This is a genomic window from Pantoea sp. GM_Pan_3 (genome assembly GCF_026541045.1).
Lineage (GTDB): Bacteria > Pseudomonadota > Gammaproteobacteria > Enterobacterales > Enterobacteriaceae > Pantoea > Pantoea anthophila.
Map to the genome: position 1 here is coordinate 1,431,399 of NZ_JALNVA010000001.1, position 20,497 is coordinate 1,451,895.

Annotated in this window: 22 protein-coding genes and 2 tRNA genes; 15 read left to right on the plus strand and 9 right to left on the minus strand. The window is 56.3% G+C overall.

Features of this window, described 5'->3' with window-relative positions; genetic code table 11:
- On the plus strand, nt 1–513 hold the full coding sequence (rutF, locus tag OXR04_RS06840) for an NADH-dependent FMN reductase RutF (protein WP_033736345.1): 513 nt from the start codon (nt 1–3) through the stop codon (nt 511–513).
- Between the two features lie 49 nt (nt 514–562).
- A complete protein-coding gene (gene rutG, locus OXR04_RS06845) occupies nt 563–1,888 on the plus strand; it encodes a pyrimidine utilization transport protein G (RefSeq protein ID WP_058958004.1) in 1,326 nt (441 codons plus the stop codon).
- Here rutG and OXR04_RS06850 read toward each other — a convergent pair whose 3' ends face one another.
- The gene (locus OXR04_RS06850) at nt 1,889–2,803 is read right to left on the minus strand and encodes a DMT family transporter (protein ID WP_267372367.1); all 915 of its coding nucleotides are present in this window, start codon (nt 2,801–2,803) and stop codon (nt 1,889–1,891) included.
- Between the two features lie 98 nt (nt 2,804–2,901).
- The gene (locus tag OXR04_RS06855) at nt 2,902–3,075 is read right to left on the minus strand and encodes a general stress protein (protein ID WP_009091008.1); all 174 of its coding nucleotides are present in this window, start codon (nt 3,073–3,075) and stop codon (nt 2,902–2,904) included.
- A 301-nt stretch (nt 3,076–3,376) separates the two neighbouring features.
- Between OXR04_RS06855 and wrbA the strand changes: the two genes are divergently transcribed.
- The 3 genes from wrbA to OXR04_RS06870 are packed head-to-tail and all read left to right on the plus strand — an operon-like array spanning nt 3,377 to nt 5,655.
- Entirely contained in the window at nt 3,377–3,976 is a 600-nt protein-coding gene (wrbA, locus tag OXR04_RS06860) for an NAD(P)H:quinone oxidoreductase (RefSeq protein WP_009091010.1), read from the plus strand.
- Nucleotides 3,977–3,996: 20 nt separating this feature from the next.
- Complete coding sequence (locus OXR04_RS06865) at nt 3,997–4,227, plus strand: YccJ family protein (protein WP_009091011.1); 231 nt, start codon at nt 3,997–3,999, stop codon at nt 4,225–4,227.
- Nucleotides 4,228–4,281: 54 nt separating this feature from the next.
- A complete protein-coding gene (locus OXR04_RS06870; protein WP_267372369.1) occupies nt 4,282–5,655 on the plus strand; it encodes an NAD-dependent succinate-semialdehyde dehydrogenase in 1,374 nt (457 codons plus the stop codon).
- Between the two features lie 64 nt (nt 5,656–5,719).
- Here the strand turns inward: OXR04_RS06870 and agp are convergent, their stop codons facing one another.
- The 3 genes from agp to OXR04_RS06885 all read right to left on the minus strand — a co-directional run bounded on the left by agp (nt 5,720) and on the right by OXR04_RS06885 (nt 7,934).
- The gene (gene agp / locus OXR04_RS06875; RefSeq protein WP_267372370.1) at nt 5,720–7,420 is read right to left on the minus strand and encodes a bifunctional glucose-1-phosphatase/inositol phosphatase; all 1,701 of its coding nucleotides are present in this window, start codon (nt 7,418–7,420) and stop codon (nt 5,720–5,722) included.
- Nucleotides 7,421–7,685: 265 nt separating this feature from the next.
- Nucleotides 7,686–7,773, minus strand: a tRNA-Ser gene (locus tag OXR04_RS06880).
- Nucleotides 7,774–7,846: 73 nt separating this feature from the next.
- Nucleotides 7,847–7,934, minus strand: a tRNA-Ser gene (locus tag OXR04_RS06885).
- A 220-nt stretch (nt 7,935–8,154) separates the two neighbouring features.
- Between OXR04_RS06885 and yccA the strand changes: the two genes are divergently transcribed.
- Together yccA and OXR04_RS06895 are read left to right on the plus strand one after the other, a co-directional pair.
- Nucleotides 8,155–8,808: an FtsH protease modulator YccA gene (gene yccA / locus OXR04_RS06890; protein WP_009091017.1), complete on the plus strand. Its 654-nt coding sequence runs from the start codon at nt 8,155–8,157 to the stop codon at nt 8,806–8,808.
- Nucleotides 8,809–8,912: 104 nt separating this feature from the next.
- A complete protein-coding gene (locus OXR04_RS06895; protein WP_009091019.1) occupies nt 8,913–9,239 on the plus strand; it encodes a TusE/DsrC/DsvC family sulfur relay protein in 327 nt (108 codons plus the stop codon).
- Here OXR04_RS06895 and yccX read toward each other — a convergent pair whose 3' ends face one another.
- Nucleotides 9,240–9,518, minus strand: a complete 279-nt coding sequence (gene yccX, locus OXR04_RS06900) for an acylphosphatase (protein WP_267372371.1) — start codon at nt 9,516–9,518, stop codon at nt 9,240–9,242.
- Between the two features lie 88 nt (nt 9,519–9,606).
- Between yccX and rlmI the strand changes: the two genes are divergently transcribed.
- Together rlmI and hspQ are read left to right on the plus strand one after the other, a co-directional pair.
- Nucleotides 9,607–10,797 (plus strand): 23S rRNA (cytosine(1962)-C(5))-methyltransferase RlmI, encoded by a 1,191-nt coding sequence (gene rlmI / locus OXR04_RS06905; RefSeq protein ID WP_009091023.1) that lies wholly within the window; start codon nt 9,607–9,609, stop codon nt 10,795–10,797.
- 58 nt (nt 10,798–10,855) lie between these two features.
- Nucleotides 10,856–11,173, plus strand: a complete 318-nt coding sequence (hspQ, locus tag OXR04_RS06910) for a heat shock protein HspQ (protein WP_009091024.1) — start codon at nt 10,856–10,858, stop codon at nt 11,171–11,173.
- Between the two features lie 36 nt (nt 11,174–11,209).
- Here the strand turns inward: hspQ and OXR04_RS06915 are convergent, their stop codons facing one another.
- Nucleotides 11,210–11,623 (minus strand): CoA-binding protein, encoded by a 414-nt coding sequence (locus OXR04_RS06915; RefSeq protein ID WP_267372373.1) that lies wholly within the window; start codon nt 11,621–11,623, stop codon nt 11,210–11,212.
- A 176-nt stretch (nt 11,624–11,799) separates the two neighbouring features.
- Between OXR04_RS06915 and OXR04_RS06920 the strand changes: the two genes are divergently transcribed.
- Nucleotides 11,800–12,441 (plus strand): DUF2057 family protein, encoded by a 642-nt coding sequence (locus OXR04_RS06920; RefSeq protein WP_009091028.1) that lies wholly within the window; start codon nt 11,800–11,802, stop codon nt 12,439–12,441.
- Between the two features lie 68 nt (nt 12,442–12,509).
- The gene (mgsA, locus tag OXR04_RS06925) at nt 12,510–12,968 is read left to right on the plus strand and encodes a methylglyoxal synthase (RefSeq protein ID WP_267372545.1); all 459 of its coding nucleotides are present in this window, start codon (nt 12,510–12,512) and stop codon (nt 12,966–12,968) included.
- A 1-nt stretch (nt 12,969) separates the two neighbouring features.
- On the opposite strand, the gene helD is transcribed toward mgsA, so the two are convergent.
- On the minus strand, nt 12,970–15,024 hold the full coding sequence (helD, locus tag OXR04_RS06930; protein ID WP_267372380.1) for a DNA helicase IV: 2,055 nt from the start codon (nt 15,022–15,024) through the stop codon (nt 12,970–12,972).
- A 123-nt stretch (nt 15,025–15,147) separates the two neighbouring features.
- Between helD and OXR04_RS06935 the strand changes: the two genes are divergently transcribed.
- Together OXR04_RS06935 and yccS are read left to right on the plus strand one after the other, a co-directional pair.
- Entirely contained in the window at nt 15,148–15,588 is a 441-nt protein-coding gene (locus OXR04_RS06935; RefSeq protein WP_009091033.1) for a YccF domain-containing protein, read from the plus strand.
- A complete protein-coding gene (yccS, locus tag OXR04_RS06940) occupies nt 15,572–17,731 on the plus strand; it encodes a YccS family putative transporter (protein WP_267372383.1) in 2,160 nt (719 codons plus the stop codon). Before OXR04_RS06935 ends, yccS begins: the two co-directional genes overlap by 17 nt.
- Here yccS and OXR04_RS06945 read toward each other — a convergent pair.
- On the minus strand, nt 17,728–18,357 hold the full coding sequence (locus OXR04_RS06945) for a TfoX/Sxy family DNA transformation protein (RefSeq protein ID WP_058958010.1): 630 nt from the start codon (nt 18,355–18,357) through the stop codon (nt 17,728–17,730). The two genes, yccS and OXR04_RS06945, sit on opposite strands and share 4 nt — an antisense overlap.
- A 210-nt stretch (nt 18,358–18,567) precedes the next feature.
- On the opposite strand from OXR04_RS06945, the gene sulA reads away from it, so the two are divergent.
- A complete protein-coding gene (gene sulA / locus OXR04_RS06950; protein WP_046101550.1) occupies nt 18,568–19,059 on the plus strand; it encodes an SOS-induced cell division inhibitor SulA in 492 nt (163 codons plus the stop codon).
- A 350-nt stretch (nt 19,060–19,409) separates the two neighbouring features.
- The gene (gene ompA / locus OXR04_RS06955) at nt 19,410–20,480 is read left to right on the plus strand and encodes a porin OmpA (RefSeq protein WP_046101549.1); all 1,071 of its coding nucleotides are present in this window, start codon (nt 19,410–19,412) and stop codon (nt 20,478–20,480) included.
- Nucleotides 20,481–20,497 lie beyond the last annotated feature (17 nt).

Genomic DNA, 20,497 nt, shown 5'->3' on the forward strand with positions numbered 1-20,497 from the left:
ATGAGCCTGGATACCCTTACCCCTGCCGTTGACAAAACGGCCTTTCGTCATGCGATGTCGCGCCTGGGCGCGGCGGTCAACATCATTACCACGGAAGGTCCTGCCGGACGCGCAGGCTTCACCGCCTCTGCGGTGTGCAGTGTCACGGATGCGCCCCCTACACTGCTGGTCTGCCTGAACCGTTCGGCCTCGGTTTATCCGGTGTTCCGCGAAAACATGCAGCTGTGCGTTAACACTCTGGCGGCGGGCCATGAAGCGCTCTCCACGCTGTTTGGTGGTAAAACCCCGATGGCTGAGCGGTTTGTGGCCGCAGAGTGGTCGACGGCCGTTACCGGCTCGCCGGTGCTGAGCGGCGCGGTCGCCTCCTTTGACTGCCGGATCACTCAGATTGTCAGCGTCGGCACCCATGACACCCTGTTCTGTGAAGTCCTGGCCGTGGTGCGCAACGACGATTCTCACGGCCTGGCCTGGTTTGACCGGGGATACCATCCCCTGATGCGGCAGGAAGCCTGATAACCCTTCCCTGAAACCCACCGGCATTCATAACGCTCTGGAGTAGACGATGGCACGATCCTGGTTTCCGCAATGGCAAAAGAAGTCGGCTTTAACAGAAAACGGTATTATCGCCCCGGATGAGACACTGCCTGCGGGGCAGACGCTGGTGCTGGGTTTACAGCACGCGGTGGCGATGTTTGGCGCAACGGTGCTGATGCCGCTGCTGATGGGACTGGATCCCAATCTGGCGATTCTGGTCTCCGGGATAGGGACCCTGCTGTTCTTCTTTATTACCGGCGGTCGCGTGCCCAGCTATCTCGGGTCGAGCGCCGCGTTTGTGGGCGTTGTGATTGCGGTGACCGGTTTCAGCGGTCAGGGATTGAACCCTAACCTCAGCGTGGCGCTGGGTGGCGTCATCGCCTGCGGCCTGCTCTATACGCTGATAGGCGTGGTGGTAATGAAATCCGGCACCCGCTGGATTGAGAATCTGATGCCGCCCGTGGTGACCGGAGCCGTGGTGATGGCTATCGGGCTGAATCTGGCGCCGATTGCGGTGCACAGCGTCTCCGCCTCCGCCTTCGACAGCTGGATCGCGGTGATGACCGTATTATGTATTGGGCTGGTGGCCGTCTTTACCCGCGGAATGGTTCAGCGCCTGCTGATTCTGGTGGGGCTGATTCTGGCGTGGGCGATCTATGCCCTGCTGACTAACGTTCTGGGACTGGGCAAGCCGGTGGATTTTACGGCGCTGTCACAGGCGGCGTGGTTTGGTCTGCCGCATACCACCTCGCCGACCTTTGATCTGCATGCGATGGTATTAATCGCCCCCGTCGCCATTATCCTGGTGGCGGAGAACCTCGGCCACCTGAAAGCGGTAGCGGGCATGACCGGACGCAACCTCGACCCGTATATGGGACGCGCCTTTGTGGGCGATGGTCTTGCCACGATGCTCTCCGGTTCAATCGGCGGCAGCGGGGTGACCACCTATGCGGAAAACATCGGGGTGATGGCGGTGACCAAGGTCTACTCGACGCTGGCATTTGTTGCTGCGGCGGTCATCGCGATCCTGGCCGGTTTCTCGCCGAAGTTCGGTGCGCTGATCCACACCATTCCGGCGCCGGTGATCGGCGGTGCTTCGATTGTGGTCTTCGGGCTGATTGCGGTGGCGGGCGCACGCATCTGGGTTCAGAATCAGGTCGATTTAGGCCAGAACAGTAACCTGATCATGGTGGCGACGACGCTGGTCCTTGGCGCAGGTGACTTTGCGCTTAAAATCGGTTCATTCACGCTGGGCGGCATCGGCACGGCGACCTTTGGGGCGATTATCCTCAATGCCATTCTGCGCCGTAACCGCGCCATGCAGCAGGATAAGCTGGCGCGTCAGCAGGGTTAACTACTCCAGCGGTGTGGCAGCAGGCTGCACCGCTTTCTTTCGTTTCAGCCGCAGTTCACTGACAATCACGCCACAGACAATCAGCGCCCCACCTACCAGCGCCAGTGCAGGCAGTCGCTCACCGGCGATACGTCCGACCACACCCGCCCAGACCGGCTCACCGGCGTAAATAACCGTGGCACGCGTGGGTGACACGCTGCGCTGCGCCCAGTTCATCGTGACCTGAATCAGTGCGCTGGCGGCGCCCAGTCCCAGCGCACTGAACAGCAGCGGCATGGAAATCACAGGTACCGTCTCCCCATTGGGGATCATCAGCGCAAAGGCGCACAGCGACGCCACCGCGAGCTGGATCATCGTCACGCGACGCACATCGACCCGACTGGCAAAGCGGCTGATTAAGATAATCTCAGCGGCAATCGCCAGCGTACTGAACAGGGTGGCTATCTCCCCGGCATTCAGGCTGATACGGCCATCCTGCGGCCCCGCCACCAGCAGCAGACCGGTAAAGGCCAGCACAATCCCCAGCCATGACATGATGCCCGGCGGACGTCGTAAAAACAGCCATTGCAGCAGCGGCACCACCGGCACGTAGAGCGCAGTGAGAAACGCGGACTGACTGCTGGAGATGGTCTGCATTCCCCAGGTCTGCAGACCGTAACCGCCGGCAATCGACAGGCCAATCAGCGTCCCGGCTTTCACTTCGAGCCAGGTTATTCCTTTGAGATAGCGCCGGAAAAAGAGCGCCAGCAGCAGTGCGGCGGTGGTAAAACGCAGACCGACGAAAAAGAACGGTCCCGAGTGCTGCATCGCCCGATGCACCACCAGAAAGGTCCCGCCCCAGATCATAGTTATAAAGATTAACACCAGCTCCTGCCGCGTCAGGCGCAGGGATAAGCCGCGGAGAGTGTCCGACATAATTCACCTGATAAAAGATTCGGACAACATTGTGGAGGAGAGCGAGGGGGAAAAGCAACGACGTTAACCGCCGGATCTTACCGGCGGCTATCAGGGGATTAAGCGTCCGTTTTCTTCGGACTGCTGCGTCCGCCCTTTTCGCCGGCACGCGCGGCACGCTGCGGATCGTTTTTAAAATTACCGCCGCTGTTTTTGCCCCCTTTGCGTCCCGCTTCTGCGGCACGTTCACGGTTTTCAGCAAAATTACCTGAACCGCCACGATGTGTTGTCATGATGTGCTCCTGTCGCGTAGTGCGATAAATAAGAATGAGAAAGTCGAGAGCTGACGGCCCGGGGCCTGGATTCAACCCATGGTTAAAGAATAGCCAGATTCTGCTTTCATCCCGCGCACAGTCACATTTAGCAACAGACTATTCACCACCGATTTGAGTAAATAACGAACATTCCTCTGGCTTACAACCGATTAGCTGCGGAATTATTACACAGCTAAACCCGCCCATTCCTTCCCTCCCCTGCGTAAAACGAAAGCTCTTCTATACTTTTTCTGGACGTCTAAACCACCTGGAGAGATCAATGGCTAAGATTCTGGTGCTTTATTACTCAATGTACGGACATATCGAAACGATGGCGAACGCGGTCGCTGAAGGCGCTCGTCGGGTTCCCGGCGCGGAAGTGGATATCCTGCGGGTACCAGAAACGATGGAGGCCAGTCGCTTTGCGGAGGTGGGCGGCAAAACCGATCAGCTGGCGGCAGAGGCGACGCCGGATGTGCTGCCGCAGTATGACGCCATTATCGTCGGCACCCCGACCCGCTTCGGCAACATGTCCGGTCAGATGCGCACCTTCTGGGATCGCACCGGCGGCCTGTGGGCATCAGGTGCCCTGTTTGGCAAAGTCGCCAGCGTCTTCACCTCAACCGGCACCGGCGGCGGTCAGGAACAGACCATTACCTCGGTCTGGACCACCCTGGCGCATCACGGCATGGTGATCGTGCCCATCGGCTATGGCACCAAAGAGTTGTTTGATATCTCTCAGGTGCGCGGCGGAACACCTTATGGTGCGACAACCCTGGCAGGCGGGGATGGCTCACGTCAGCCCACGGAAGCGGAGCTGAACATCGCCCGTTTTCAGGGCGAACATGTTGCCAGCCTGACCACTAAACTGCAGGACTGATTTAATCAAAGGAGAAAAGTATGTCTACTGAACAATCAAAAGCACATCACGTTGGCGAATGGGCCAGTCTGCGTCATACCTCCCCTGAAATTGCTGAGGCCATTTTCGAAGTGGCTGATTACGATGAGAGACTGGCAGAAGAGATCTGGCGTCAGCAGGGCAGTGACGATGTACTGATTCGCGCCTTTGAAAAAACCGATAAAGATCTCCTGACCTGGGATGACAAACCCGTAGAACGTAAAAACGTCTGATTCAGGGGCGGGATCTTCCCGCCCTCAATTTTTTCGCTCACCAAGGAGAACGCTATGTCTTCCTATCAAAGCATTAATCCCGCCAACAACCAGTTGCTGAAGAGCTGGCCATCCCATGATGATGCCGCCGTCAGCCATGCCCTGGAGGTCGCTGACCAGCTGTTCCACTCCTCCTGGAGCAAAGGGGAGATTCAGCCGCGCCTGCAGGTACTGAAAAAGCTGGCTGACCTGATTGATAGCCGTGCGGAAGAACTCGCCACCATCGCCAGTAAAGAGATGGGTAAACTGATTGGTCAGAGCCGGGGCGAAGTCAAAATCTGCTCGCAGATTGCCCGCTACTACGCGGAGAATGCTGAGCGCATTCTGCAGCCGCACACCTACCCCAGTGAGCTGGGCGAAGCCTGGGTTGAGTATCACCCGATTGGTGTTCTGGTGGCCGTTGAGCCGTGGAACTTCCCCTACTATCAGCTGATGCGCGTGCTGGCGCCTAACCTCGCGCTGGGTAACCCGGTGCTGGCAAAACATGCCAATATCGTGCCGCACTGTGCCGATGTCTTTGAAAAACTAGTTCGCGAAGCAGGTGCGCCTGAAGGAGCCTGGACGAACCTGTTTATCTCTACGGAACAGGTCGCGGATCTGATTGCTGACGACCGGGTTCAGGGAGTTGCCCTGACCGGTTCCGAGCGCGCCGGTAGCGCCGTGGCCGAACAGGCCGGTAAGCACCTTAAGAAATCGACGCTGGAGCTGGGCGGCAACGACGTCTTTGTCGTACTGGATGATGCCGATCTTGATGAAGCCGTGCGTCAGGGTGTGCAGGCGCGCCTGAGCAACTGCGGTCAGGTCTGTACGGCGGCAAAACGGTTTATTCTGCATGAGAAAATTGCCGATCGCTTTATCAGCCAGTTCAGCGCGGCGCTGAGCGCGGCGACGCTGGGCGATCCGCTGGATGAGAAGACCACGCTGGGTCCGCTTTCCTCGGCAGATGCGCGCGACCGTCTGGTTAAACAGGTTGATGAAGCTGTCACCAGCGGCGCAAAACTGGTGACCGGCGGTAAAGCCGTTGACGGCGTGGGCTGCTATTACCAGCCCACGATTCTGACCGGCATCACACCCGATAATCCGGCTTACTATCAGGAGTTCTTTGGCCCGGTGGCACAGGTCTATGTGGTGGCCGATGACCAGGCCGCGGTGGCGCTGGCCAACGACTCTCACTATGGTCTTGGCGGCTCCGTCTGGACGCGGGATATTGCCCGTGGCCGCAGGCTCGCTTCTGCCATTGAAACCGGCATGGTGTTTATTAACTCGCAGAGCGACACCTCCGCCGAGCTGCCTTTTGGCGGCGTGAAACGTTCCGGCTATGGTCGTGAACTTTCCGATCTGGGCATCAAAGAGTTTGCTAACCAGAAACTGGTTGTTGTGGCGGGATAGGCTGCCGCAGGTATAAAAAAACCCCGTCTCAACGGGGTTTTTTATTGTCAGCAGGATGGGGATATTACGGTGTCGCTTCAGCCGCTGACTTTGTTTTATCGTTCTGCGCGCTGGCAGACGGTGTTGCACTTTCAGCCTTGTCAGCCGTGGCGTTGTCCCCGGCTGATTTCGCCGCTGCGTTATCCGCTTTGGCAGCAGCCGCGTTCTCCGCTTTGGCCTTCTCAGCCGCCGCTTTATCAGCGGCAGCTTTTTCCGCTTTAGCCTTCTCCGCTGCGGCTTTGTCGGCGGCAGCTTTCTCTGCTCTGGCCTTCTCCGCTGCGGCTTTGTCGGCGGCGACTTTATCTGCATCAGCCTTCCCGGCGGCAGCCTTATCCGCATCCGACTGCGCTTTGTCTGCAGTCGCTTTATCGGCTTCGGCTTTGTCAGCGGCAGCATCCTGCGTCGCAGCGGCTTTCGCACTGTCGTCATCAGATGGCGTCGCGGCGGCTGGCTGTGGTGCAGCGGCTGGCTGCATTGGCGTGCCCTGCAGCGCCGCGTTCAGCGCCTGAGAGAACTGATCCCAGCTGCAATAGCCGTTAGCATCCGTCGGGCAGCCCGCCAGTTGCAGCGTCACACGTTTTGGCGGGTTTTTCAGACTCAGCACGTCCGCATTGCGCAGCTGATCGGCGCTCTGATAGACATATTCGACTTTGAGCAGGTCTTTGTCATTTTTCGCGTCGTGCCAGCGTTCAAAGACAACCTGACCACCAATCGGCGTTTTTTCCCAGGTATCAGGCAGCTCATACGGCTTCACCTGCAACGCGCTCAGCAGCGAGGCAATGTTTGAATCGTGCCCCACCATCAGCGTAATAGCTGGTGCACTGGCTTTATCCTGATCGACCAGCTGACTGCGGATGTAATCCACCAGCGGGGCGGCCACTTCGCGCGAGATATCCGGACTGGTAAACAGCGCGTCCTGATAGCCATTTTTAATGGCCGACAGCTCTTTCCACTGTTCAGGCGTCTTGATCTGTCCCCACGCCACCTGCTCCAGCGGGAAACCTTCATAATATTGCAGAGTGAACGCATCCATCAGCGAGTTACCCACTTTCAGCGGGCCACTGACATTCGGCTCTTTACCATTTTCCGCGCTGAAGGTGTTCTGACCACTGCTCAGATCGCACTGCTTTTTATTGTTACAGGCAGGCGAAGATTTATAGTCAACAATCTTCTCAAGACGCTGGAAAGCAGGCTTCAGCGAGAGTTTTTCATTTTCGGCAGCCATCGCGGCCAGCGCTTTCTTGTTGAAGGCTTCGCTGCCATCTGTGATGACCGGATTAAAGATAGGATCCATGGTGCCCATCGCATCCTGATGCGTGACAGCGATGTCACAGCCCGGGAAGGCGCCATTGACAAAGAACTGGGCGGTGGCAACGGTACGCTGCAGGCTGTTGGCATAGACAAAGACGTTATTGCTGTCAGGACAGCTGCCGTTCTTCGCCAGTCCCTGCTGGGCCAGCCACTGACGGGTATAGTTACCCATGTAGATTTCCAGCACGCCACCTTTGGTGGTCAGCTGACCGCCAGGAACGTCCCACTGCGGCCAGCTTTTTTTAGTGGACTGCTCCAGCACGCTGCCGTTATCGGCCAGCGGCGCACGCAGATTGTGACGGCTTAGCATCAGGACCTGCTGCAGCTGCATATCACCTTCAGCCGCCAGCGCGACGGTTCCGACCGGCAATGCTGCGAGCACTGACAATGCGCAAAGACTCAGTTTCTTGATCATTGTGCCTATTCCATTCATTCAGTAAAGAAACACTCTGGCTATCAACCGATTAGCTCGCCTCAGAGCGACGTAATCCTTAGTGTAACTCAGCTCGCCTCAGAAAAGCGCCAGATGTTTGCAAAAACGGTGAGTAGACTATAGCAGAGAGGATAAAGAGAGATGAATGCAAAGCCGGATGCGGCTCAGTGCGCCTTTTCGGCATGGCAGAAGAACAGAGGAAGGCAGAAACGAAACAGGCCAGCACTGAGTGCTGGCCTGTAAAATCTGGCGGAGGAGGAGAGATTCGAACTCTCGGATGGTTTCCCATCGGCGGTTTTCAAGACCGCTGCCTTAAGCCACTCGGCCACCCCTCCGTTTTGAAACAGTACTGCATTGGCAAAATAATCCACTGACATTTTGCCACTTTATTGCCCGAGGCAGATAAAGTGGCGGAGGAGGAGAGATTCGAACTCTCGGATGGTTTCCCATCGGCGGTTTTCAAGACCGCTGCCTTAAGCCGCTCGGCCACCCCTCCGCAATGACGCGCACTATAAACATCCCGATTATCGATGTAAAGCCTGTATCCGACTGTTCGCATGAAAAACAGCCATTTCCTGTTTTTTCGCTGTCAAAATCACCACTCTGCTCAAACAATTAGCAGATTAGCGCGTAAAGAAGGGTAAAACGGCTTTTCCCTCTTTAATGGCCTGCGTATTCTCGGCTCATATTTAGTGTTCTGCTTAAAGGAGCGCAACATGGAAAGAATTGTCACCTCATCGCAGTCCTCACTGCTCTCAACGCACAAAGTTCTGCGCAATACCTATTTTCTGCTGGGATTAACCCTGGCTTTTTCAGCCGTGACGGCCACGGCCAGCACCCTGCTGGCACTACCGGCGCCCGGTCTGATCCTGATGCTGGTCGGCTTCTATGGTCTGATGTTTTTAACCTACCGTCTGGCTAACAGCCCGATGGGCATCCTGGCCGCCTTTGCCTTCACCGGCTTCCTGGGTTATTGCCTGGGTCCGATCCTGAGCTCTTTCCTGACCGCAGGGATGGGAGATGTGATCGCCCTGGCGCTGGGTGGAACGGCGCTGGTCTTCTTCTGCTGTTCCGCGTATGTGCTGACGACCCGCCGTGATATGTCCTTCCTTGGCGGAATGATGATGGCAGGCTTTGTGGTGCTGCTGGTCGCGGTAGTGGCTAACCTCTTCCTGCAGTTACCTGCTCTGCATCTGGCTATCAGCGCCCTGTTCATTCTCTTTTCAGCCGGCGCGATTTTGTGGGAAACCAGCAATATCATCCACGGCGGAGAAACAAACTATATCCGGGCCACGGTCAGCCTCTATGTTTCACTCTATAACATCTTTGTCAGCCTGCTGAGCCTGCTCGGTTTTGCCCGCAGCAACTGACAGACACGTGCATCAGCGTTGAAAACCCCGCTCCGGCGGGGTTTTTGCTTTTACTGTTACGCCAGTTTGCTACACTGCGCCGTCATTTACAGAGAGGAAGTCACGTGAATTTTAACGGTAACGAAATCGCCGTCGATGCCGAAGGCTATCTAAAAAATCCCAGCGACTGGAGTGCAGCGCTGGCTGAACATATTGCCGCGCAGGAAGGCCTTACGCTGACCGACGCCCACTGGGAGGTCGTCCATTTTGTGCGCGCCTTCTATCTGGAATTTAACACCTCCCCCGCCGTACGAATGCTGGTGAAGGCGATGGCGAAGAAGTATGGCGAAGAGAAAGGCAACAGCCGCTATCTGTTTCGTCTTTTCCCTGACGGGCCGGCTAAGCAGGCGACGAAAATCGCAGGCCTGCCCAAACCGGCCAAATGTCTCTGACTATCCGGTCGTAAAGCCGCGTGGGGGCGATGACGGCTGGTGCGGCTCCACCCGTACACTGTCCACCCGCGCGCTGCGTGGCCCGCCCGCTTTGAGCCAGTCGATGAGGGCCTCGACCTTTTCCGCCTCGCCCCAGGCCAGCACTTCGACACTGCCATCCTCCAGGTTACGCGCATAGCCCAGCACGTCCAGCGCGCGGGCTTCGGCCTGGGTGCTGTAACGGAATCCGACGCCCTGCACGCGGCCATAAACCCATGCTTTAAAACAGGCTGCTGACATACTGCCCTCCTGCTGCTGTTCGTTGCAATTTCCAGTTATCCACCGGACAATGGCACCTCATTTTTTCAGGTAAGCATAATAGCAAACTATGACAGTCAGATTGATTCTCGCAAAGGGACGTGAAAAGTCCCTGCTCCGTCGCCATCCCTGGGTCTTTTCAGGCGCTGTCGCGCGTCTGGAAGGTAAAGCGCAACTGGGTGAAACCATTGACGTGTGTGACAGTAACGGCAAATGGCTGGCGCGCGCCGCCTATTCTCCTCAGTCACAGATTCGCGCCCGTGTCTGGAGCTGGCAGGCCGATGAATCCATCGATATCGCCTTCTTTGTGCGCCGTTTTGAGCAGGCGCAGCAGTGGCGCACATGGCTGGCAGCGCGCGACGGCCTGGACAGCTATCGTCTGATCGCCGGTGAATCTGATGGTTTACCGGGCGTCACCATTGACCGCTTTGGCAATTTTTTTGTTCTGCAGCTGCTCTCCGCTGGAGCCGAATACCAGCGTGCGGCGATCATTACCGCCCTGCAGCAATGTTTCCCCGGCTGTGCTGTCTATGACCGCTCCGACGTCGCTGTGCGGAAGAAAGAGGGTCTGGAACTGACGCAGGGCACGATTACCGGCGAACTGCCGCCGCCTCTGCTGCCGATTACTGAGCATGGCATGAAGCTGCTGGTAGATATCCAGGGCGGCCATAAAACCGGCTACTACCTCGATCAGCGAGACAGCCGTCTCGCCACCCGCCGTTACGCTCAGGATGCCCGCGTACTTAACTGCTTCTCCTATACCGGTGGATTCGCCGTCTCGGCATTGATGGGCGGCTGTAAAGAGGTGATCAGCGTTGATACTTCGCAGGAAGCGCTGGATGTGGCACGTCAGAACGTCGAACTGAATGAACTCGACCTCTCCCGCGCGCGCTTTGAGCGTGATGATGTCTTCAAACTGCTGCGTCGCTATCGTGACAGTGGGGAGAAATTTGATCTGATTATTATGGATCCGCCGAAGTTCGTCGAAAACAAAAGTCAGCTGATGGGCGCCTGTCGCGGCTATAAAGATATCAACATGCTCGCCATTCAGTTGCTGAATCCCGGTGGCGTTCTGCTGACCTTCTCCTGCTCCGGTCTGATGGCCACCGAGCTGTTCCAGAAGATCATTGCCGATGCCGCACTGGATGCCGGCCGCGAGGTGCAGTTTATTGAGCAGTTCCGTCAGGCAGCGGATCATCCGGTGATCGCCAGCTACCCGGAGGGACTCTACCTGAAAGGTTTCGCCTGCCGCGTCATGTGACTTGAAAAATTGGCTCCTGCCCCCATATTGGAAAGAGAGCTTTTTTTCGGAGGTCACTATGATTGCCAGTAAATTTGGTATTGGTCAGCAGGTTCGTCATCGTTTGTCCGGCGTACTGGGCGTTATTGTTGATGTCGATCCTGAGTACTCGTTAGATGAGCCTAAAATTGAAGAGGTTGGCGCGGAAGAGAAGATGCGTTCGGCACCCTGGTATCATGTCGTGATGGAAGATGAGGAAGGCGATCAGGTGCATACCTATGTTGCTGAGATTCAGCTTTCGGGCGAAACCAGCGTTGAACACCCTGAGCAGCCCTCAATGGATGAACTGGCGGCCTCAGTGCGTCAGCAGCTTCAGGCGCCTCATCTGCGACATTAATCTGTGGCGGCACTCTCTGCCGCCACATATCTCTTCTCAGCGCGTGATCCCCAGCCGCGGAATCTCCATCTTCGGACAGCGATCCATAATCACCGTCATACCCGCATCCTGTGCCAGCACGGCCGCCTGCTCATTAATCACACCCAGCTGCAGCCATAGGGTTTTTGCGCCCACCGCAATCGCCTCCTGGGCTACGCCCCACGCGGCTTCAGAATTGCGAAATACATCCACCATATCAATATGGCCCGGAACATCTGCCAGGCTGGCATACGCCTGCTGCCCCAGCAGCGTCTTGCCCGCCAGCTTCGGGCTGACCGGAATCACGTCATACCCCTGATCAAGCAAATATTTCATCACGCCGTAGCTGGGACGCTCAGGGCGATCGCTTGCCCCGACTAAGGCGATGCGTTGGGTGCGGGTCAGCACCTCGCGAATTGTCTGGTCGTTCATCGTTATCTCCTTTCAGGCCAGAGTTGAGTGTAGATGGGCACACCCCCGAACGGTTAAGTCAGTGACGTAATTAATTGAGCCAGCGCACGATTAAATATGTTTAAATGTAAACTCACTGCCATAATGTAAGAATTTGCTACACATAATCCTGTGTGTCATCAGTTACCGGAGTTGAAATGAAGCTGTCGCTGGCTGTAATGGGGTGGGTCGCTCTCCTCGTTTCGGCGTCCTGTTCTGCCATCACGTTAAAGCTCGATCCGCAAATCGATCTGCTGGTGCTGGATGGCCGTAAGATTTCAGGCTCGCTCCTCAAGGGCGCAGACAGTTTAGAGCTGGACCGGGGTCAGCATCAGTTTCTGTTTCGGGTAGAGCAGCAACGAAAAGGTCAGAAAGAGAGCACCCTTGCCTATCAATCGGTGCCGATGATCGTCACCTTCACTGCCGTGGCTAAAACCATTACCATCCGGCTGCCTGCGCTGGAGACAAAACGCGAGCGCTATCACTTCGATCGCAGCCTGAATTTTCTGCTGGTGGATGAGAAAGGGAACGAAATCACCAGCCTGCGCGATCGTCTGCCTGCCGCGCCTGCTGTCGACATGGAAAAAGCGATGGTGAACTACAATCGCACCGGTCAGATCGCCTCTGTGCCTCGTTTTGCCCATTCGGCCTCTGAGACGCCTTCTGCGGTCAGTCTGACCGCCGATCTCGACTGGACGATTGAAGCGGAGCATCCCTCACTTCACCGCTGGTTCCAGCGCTTTGACGAAGCGACGCGTCAGCAGTTTCTGACGCTGGTCAAAATGCTGCGCACCAGTTGAAAGCGCTGAAAGCACAGAGGTAAACTCGCGCTATCGTTTTTTCCGCATGACCCTGAATGGAGACGTTTGTGGAGCAGACTACCCGTACCCTTGGCAAACAAAAACATATCGCACTGGTCGCCCATGACCATTGCAAAGCCGCTCTGCTTGAGTGGGTTAAACAGAATCAGCCCGCACTGGAATCCCATATCCTCTATGCGACCGGCACCACCGGGAATCTCATCAACCGTGAAACCGGCCTGAATGTCACGGCCATGCTGAGCGGCCCGATGGGCGGCGACCAGCAGGTAGGCGCGCTGATTTCAGAAGGAAAGATAGATGCGCTGATCTTTTTCTGGGACCCGCTCAATGCGGTACCCCACGATCCCGATGTCAAAGCGCTGCTGCGTCTGGCAACCGTATGGAATATCCCGGTCGCCACCAATCGCTCCACCGCAGATTTTATTATTCAGTCGCCGCTGTTTGCGCAAAGCAGCGAGATCATGATCCCTGATTATGCGCGCTATCTGGCCGGACGGCTAAAGTAACTCAGGCTTTACGCAACACCGGTACACCCAGTTCACGGAAGTGCCCGACAAAGGGTGACGGCGCGCTTTTATCAAACAGCAGAAAAACCTGCTGGCGCGCCCGTGTCAGAGCGACGTAGGCCAGGCGGCGCTCTTCTGCATCCGGGAACGCTTCCGGCTGCGGTAACAGGCCCTGTTCGATAATCGATTCGCGCACGTTCGCCGGAAAGCCCTCTTTGCCCTGCTGCAACCCCAGCAGAATGACGTAGTCCGCCTGCTGGCCTTTACTGGCATGGATGGTCATAAATTCCAGATTGAGTTTCGGCCAGCGGGTTCTGGCTTTGTCCAGCACATCCGGTCGCAGGTAGTGATAGCGCGCCAGCAGCAGGATGCGCTCATCAGGCTTTACATAGCCGCTGAGTTTATTCAGCAACGGCTCCAGCTGATCGTCCGCCAGCAGTGAAATCGACTTTTTATTCCCTTTGGTGGTGCTGTTAAGCGGCTTCGCCAGCTGCTGCGGATTCTGCTGGATAAAACGGTTCGCGATGTCGCCGATGCGATCGTTAAAGCGGTAAGTGGTATCCAGCACACAACGGTCACCCTCACCAAAGTAGTGATGAAACGCCGTCGTCAGCGTCATCTCTGCACCGCTGAAGCGGTAGATGGCCTGCCAGTCATCGCCAACGGCAAACAGGGCGGTGCGCCTGTTCTGCTGGCGTAAAGCGCTGAGCAAGGCGGCGCGCTGCGGTGAGATATCCTGAAACTCATCCACAAGAATGTGTTTCCAGGGGCTGATAAAGCGCCCTTTTTCCAGCAGAGCAATCGCCTGATGAATCAGCCCCGAAAAATCGACCGCGCCCTCCTCTTTTAACGCACTTTTCCACGCTTTCAGCAGGGGAGCCATCAGCCTGATACGTTTGCTGAACAGATCGCGCACCTCTTCAGGCACCTCTGCGATCATTGAGGCCTGCGCGCCGCCATGCATGCGCATCAGCCCCAGCCAGCGTTCGAGCCGGGACGCCAGGCGCTTAGCCAGTTTGTCATCGTCCCAGAATGGCCCCTCCGGCATCTCCCACTCCAGCTCGTCACGCAGCCATTGGCGCCAGCCGTTGGCCTGGGCCTTTTTTTCATGACACTGCTGCCGCCATTCCTGAATCAGCAGTGCACGACGCGCATCGGCATCGCTCTCCAGCTTGCTGATGACCGGCTGTTTGTTGCTGCCTTCACGAATAATATGCAGGGCCAGAGAATGGAAGGTTCGCGCCTGAATATCACTGGCTGACAGCCGCGACTGGATACGGGCGTTCATCTCTTCTGCAGCCTGTCGGCCAAAGGCCAGCAGCAGAATTTGATCGGCGCTGGCGAGATTGCGCTGCATTAACCAGCCCGCACGCGCCACCAGCACGGAGGTTTTACCGCTCCCGGCGCCCGCCAGCACCAGCAGTGAATTTTCGCCGTTGACTACCGCCTCGCATTGCGATTGATTGAGAGGCGTACTCTCGACCGTGTCGAAGAATGCCCGGTAACGGGTCAGCATTGCGGCGGTCCAGTCACGGTTTCGCTGCCGCAGGGCCGCCTCGCCCTGCTCCAGCCAGCGCTGACAGAAAGCCTGGTTATCACGACAGTCAGCAAAATCCTTCAGCCGGGAGAGCGGCAACGGCAACGCATCGAACTGCTGAAAAATGGTGTTTTTCAGCGCCTGCAGTTCATGCCGGTTCAGCCAGCGATCCTGCGCACTGAATGCCTCAATGTCATCACGCAGGGTCTGCAGCACGTCGCGGCACACCGCACTCATCTCCAGGCTCCAGCTCTGCCAGGCCTGCAGCAGATAGTGATAAAAGCGCTGCGTTTCCTGCCATTCCGTGCCATGCAGCCGCACCACTTTTTCATCAGCCAGCAAAAATTCCAGTTCGCCCCACACCACGCCGCGTTTGCAGGCGATATCCAGCAACTGATTAAAAGGGATCAGGTACTCATGCTTATCGCCACTGACTTCGACGCCCGCTGCCATCAGACGGACACGATTATAGGGATGCCGGGCAAGTCGTTTGCCCATCGAAGTTGCTTTCAGTTCCACGCCGACACTCACGTCAGAGAATAGGATTCGGGGAAGTTTACCTGTCAGACCCTTGGCGCTCCAGCCTTAAAACAGGCTAAACTTGGCGTCACATCTTGCGGAATGCAAAAGGAAAAGAAGATCATGCGCACCGTCTTAAACGTTCTCAATTTTGTCCTGGGCGGTTTTTTCACCACCCTGAGCTGGCTGTTTGCCACCCTGATCAGCATCGTACTGATTTTTACCCTGCCGCTGACCCGCTCCTGCTGGGAAATTACCAAACTCTCGCTGCTGCCATTTGGTAACGAGGCGGTGCATGTGGATGTGCTTCGCCCTGAAAACAAAAGCCACATCATGAACACCGGCGGAACCTTTCTGAATATCTTCTGGCTGATTTTCTTCGGCTGGTGGCTCTGCCTTTCCCATATCTCTGTCGGGATTGTGCAGTGCATCAGCATCATCGGCATTCCGGTCGGGCTGGCTAACTTCAAGATCGCCGCGATAGCACTCTGGCCTGTCGGACGCCGGGTGGTGTCAGTGGAAGAGGCGCAGGCTGCGCGCGAAGCCAATGCCCGCCGCTATTAATATGATGTCAGCTACGCTGCCGGGCTGGCGCAAATATCTGTTTAACAACGCCTGGCGCTATCTGCTGCGCATCCTGTTTGCGCTGAGCGGATGCGCCGCCATTCCCTGGTGGCTGCACCAGATTGAGTGGACCATCCCGCTGACGCTGGGTGTGGTAGCGGCGGCGCTGGCCGATCTCGATGATCGTCTGGCGGGCCGCCTGAAGAATCTGCTGATTACCCTGCTCTGCTTCTGCATCGCCTCGGTTTCCGTCGAATTACTGTTTCCCTGGCCTCTGGCCTTTATCACTGGCCTCGCGATCTCAACCTGGGGTTTTATTCTGCTGGGTGCGCTGGGTCAGCGTTACGCGACGATCGCCTTTGGCGCGCTGCTGATTGCGGTCTACACCATGCTTGGCATCGGGCTGTTCAGTCAGTGGTATATGCAGCCGATCCTGCTGCTGGTCGGCGCGCTCTGGTACAACCTGCTGACACTGCTGGGTCACCTGATGTTCCCGGTACGACCGGTGCAGGAGCAGCTGGCCGGCAGTTTTTCACAACTGGCGCGTTATCTGGATGCGAAAGCGAATCTGTTCGACCCGGATGCGGGTGAACAGGATGATGCCGCCTTTGTGGAGGCGGCAATGGTCAACAGCCAGTTAGTGGCCCAGCTCAACCTGACCAAAACCACGCTGCAGAGTCGTCTGCGCGGCGATCGCGGCTCACGCGGAACCCGCCGCAGCCTCCACTACTACTTTGTGGCGCAGGACATTCATGAACGGGCCAGTTCATCTCACCTGCAATATCACCTGCTGCGGGGTGACTGGCGCTATAACGAAATTCTGTTTCGCTTCCAGCGACTGCTGAATATGCAGGCTCAGGCATGTCGGCAGCTGGCGCATTGCATCCTGATGCGCGAAAGATGGGTGCATGACAGCCGGTTTGAGCGCGCATTTGAACGTCTGCAAAAAGCCATAGAGCGTCTGGAGCAGCGTGAACCGGAAGCCGCCCATACGCGTGCGCTCTTCTGGCTGCTGCGTAATCTGCGCGCCATTGACGCTCAACTCGCCTCGATTGAATCTGAACAGACCCTGTCAGGGGAAGACACTCAGCACAGCGACAATCTGCTGTCGCGAGAAGGGCTGAGTGGCTGGAGCGATATCCGGCTGCGCTTCAGCCGACATCTCACGCCCGCGTCGGCGCTGTTCCGGCATGCTGTCCGGATGTCTGTGGTGCTCTGTATTGGCTACGGTTTTATTCAGGTGACCGGACTGGAACGCGGTTACTGGATCCTGCTGACCAGTCTGTTTGTCTGTCAGCCTAACTACAACGCAACCCAGCGACGGCTGGCGTTGCGTATCGGCGGGACGCTGGCCGGTATTGCGATTGGCCTGCCCGTTTTATGGCTGGTGCCCTCCATAGAGGGTCAGTTAATCCTGATCGTTATCTCCGGCGTGCTCTTTTTTGCCTTCAGACAGGTCCAGTATGCGCAGGCCACGCTGTTTATTACGCTGCTGGTGCTGCTCTGCTTCAATCTGTTAGGTGAAGGATTTGAGGTCGCCCTGCCACGGGTGGTAGATACCTTACTGGGCTGTGGGCTGGCCTGGCTGGCTGTGGCCTTTATCTGGCCTGACTGGCGGTTTCGTCAGTTACCGGCCGTGGCAGAACGGACTCTGCAGGCGAACTGTCGTTATCTTGACGCCATCATGGAGCAGTATCATCAGGGCAAAGACAACCGACTCGCCTATCGCATTGCGCGTCGTGATGCGCACAATGCCGATGCTGAGCTGGCGTCGGTGGTGTCAAATATGAGCAGTGAAAGTCGCACCAGCCAGAAACTGCGTGAATCCGCTTTTCAGCTGCTCTGTTCTAACCACTCGTTTCTGAGTTATATCTCAGCACTGGGTGCCCACCGCGATAAGATCAGCGATCCGGCACTGCTGACGCTGCTGGATGACACCGTATGCTACGTGGAGGATGTGCTGCAGACGGAGGTGGTCAGTGATGAACAGGCAGAGGCGATGCGCCAGCCGTTAGCTCAGCGCATCAGCCAGCTGGCTGCAGATGCAGACACGCGTGCGCCACTGGTGCTCCAGCAACTCGGTCTGCTGGTGGCACTGATGCCTGAAATGGCTCGCCTGCGCCGCACGCTACTCGCCGACTAACCTTTGCTGCTTCCGGGCGCTGTGTCAGACAACAGCGTACGCTGAAACCAGGCGTTCAGCTCGGCCCGGGTTGCCTGCGGCAGTGCAGCAGCATGATGACCGGTGATTGCGCCCTGCAGCGCCAGCAATGTCTGAAATCCGACGTGCTGGTTGATGGCTTTCAGCTTCAGCCAGCACTGTTTGGCCCCCATCTGGTAAAGATGGTTGACGCTCATGATACCCGCGTCATACAACATCATCTCCAGACGGACACTGAGGTTGGGCAGATCTTTGAGTCGCGGTGAACCCTGCCTGTCCTGCAGCTCCAGCTGCGCCGTTTCCAGTGAGGCGGCGGAGAGCGCCAGCAGATGCTCAGGATCGCGCCATAACGTCTCATCGACGCGGTAGTAATTGAGACTGACCAGCTTACCCCGCTTGCGAAACACCAGCGGCTGCAGAGGCCGATCGGTGATGTACGCCTGCAGGGGTTCACTGGCGCGCAGGTAGAGCTCACCCTGATTAATTAACGCGAAAACCACACTCTCAACCGCCAGTGCATACCCGCCAAACTGGGTACGGGACTCAATGGCTCCCAGTGGGGCCAGATGCGCTCTGGAGCGCTCTACAACCGGATTCACCTTTTTCATTGCACCACCTCCATGTCAGAAACAGACCGTAAATTGCCTTGGGTATCAGGTAATTAGAAGATAGGAAAAAGCGTAAGCGGGTTCAACGAATAAATAGTGGTTCGCCTAATCTTGTCGCGTTTTTGCGAGGCGTTTTCAGAAATTTGGGTTGATCTTTATCCAGGATGACAGTACTGTATATTCATACAGTCAACTGCTGGTGATTAACTTATGCGAACCCAACATCCTGATAATGCACGCTATGCTCATCGTTATGCGTCCTCTTCTGTTCCGGCGGCTCAGCCTGGTGGAATTACAGAGTTACGTTACAGTGAGCAGCCCGGAATGATGCAGATGTTACTGCTACCGTTATTGCAGCAATTGAGTCAGCAGTCACGCTGGCAGCTGTGGTTAACCCCCGCGCATAAGCTGAATCGCGCCTGGCTACAGGAATCGGGATTACCGCTGAATAAAAGCATGCACATCGCCGATTCAGAACGACTGAATGCGGTTGAGGCGATGGTCAGGGCGTTACGCACAGGCAATTACAGCGTGGTACTGGCATGGATCCCCTACGAGCTGGATGAAGATGAGCGTCGTCAACTAGAAAATGCGGCAGCAGAGGGTGAAGCGCTGGGGCTGATTTTGCGTTCAGGCGGGACATCGGAAGCGCCTCTCAGACCACAAAACTCCATAAAAATTCAGTCGGATTTGTTTCATTAAGTAAAAATAAGAAGTTTCTCAAGCTATTTTTCTTATCTGTCGTCGCTAAACCACTGATTCTGTTAGTTCGAGCATTGACAATGGTTTAGCAGGTTTTTCAGGCTTGCTGCCGCGACAATACTACCAGGCTAATTGTTAGAAATTGTGTATAAATCGCTGTTTTTTTACAGAAGCGCCTCACATCATACTTGTAAGTTTCCAATCTCGTTGTAGACTTTATCTCGCCAGGGTGCTCAATAACCTCCGTTTTTTGCGGTAGAGTCATAAGCGAGCGTTTTGACCCGGCGAAGGATTTAAACCAAGAGCAACCTTTTTGCTCATTGCCTATTTGGATGATAACGAGGCGCAAAATGAAAAAGACAGCTATCGCAATTGCAGTGGCACTGGCTGGCTTCGCTACCGTAGCGCAGGCCGCTCCTAAAGATGACACCTGGTACACCGGTGCTAAACTGGGCTGGTCTCAGTATCACGACACTGGTTACTACGGTAACGGTTATGAGAACAACAACGGTCCAACTCATGAAAGCCAGCTGGGCGCAGGTGCGTTCGTTGGTTATCAGGCAAACCCATACCTGGGTTTCGAGCTGGGCTATGACTGGCTGGGTCGCATGCCTAACAAAGGCACCGTGACTAACGGCGCATTCAAAGCACAGGGCGTTCAGCTGGCAGCTAAACTGAGCTACCCAATCTATGACGATCTGGACGTGTACACCCGTCTGGGCGGCATGGTATGGCGTGCAGATGCTACGCAGACTAACCCAACTACTGGCCGCATCAGCGACCACGACACCGGCGTATCTCCGCTGGCTGCTGTAGGTGTTGAATACGCACTGACCAAAAACTGGGCTACCCGCCTGGACTACCAGTGGGTTAACAACATCGGTGATGCACAGACCGTTGGTGCACGTCCAGACAACGGCATGCTGAGCGTAGGCGTTTCTTACCGCTTCGGTCAGGATGACGTCGCTGCACCAGCTCCGGCTCCGGCCCCAGCTCCAGCACCCGTTGTTGAAACCAAGCGTTTCACTCTGAAGTCTGACGTTCTGTTCACCTTCAACAAAGCGACCCTGAAGCCAGAAGGCCAGCAGGCTCTGGATCAGCTGTACAGCCAGCTGAGCTCAATGGATCCTAAAGATGGTTCCGTTGTCGTACTGGGCTTCACTGACCGTATCGGTTCAGAGCAGTACAACCAGAAACTGTCTGAGAAACGTGCTCAGTCAGTCGTAGATTACCTGGTTTCTAAAGGTATCCCTTCTAACAAGATCTCTGCACGTGGCATGGGTGAATCTAACCCAGTTACCGGCAACACCTGTGACAGCGTGAAAGGCCGTAACGCCCTGATCGACTGCCTGGCGCCGGACCGTCGCGTAGAAATCGACGTTAAAGGCATCAAAGACGTTGTAACTCAGCCACAGGCTTAAGTTAACACGTAATAAAA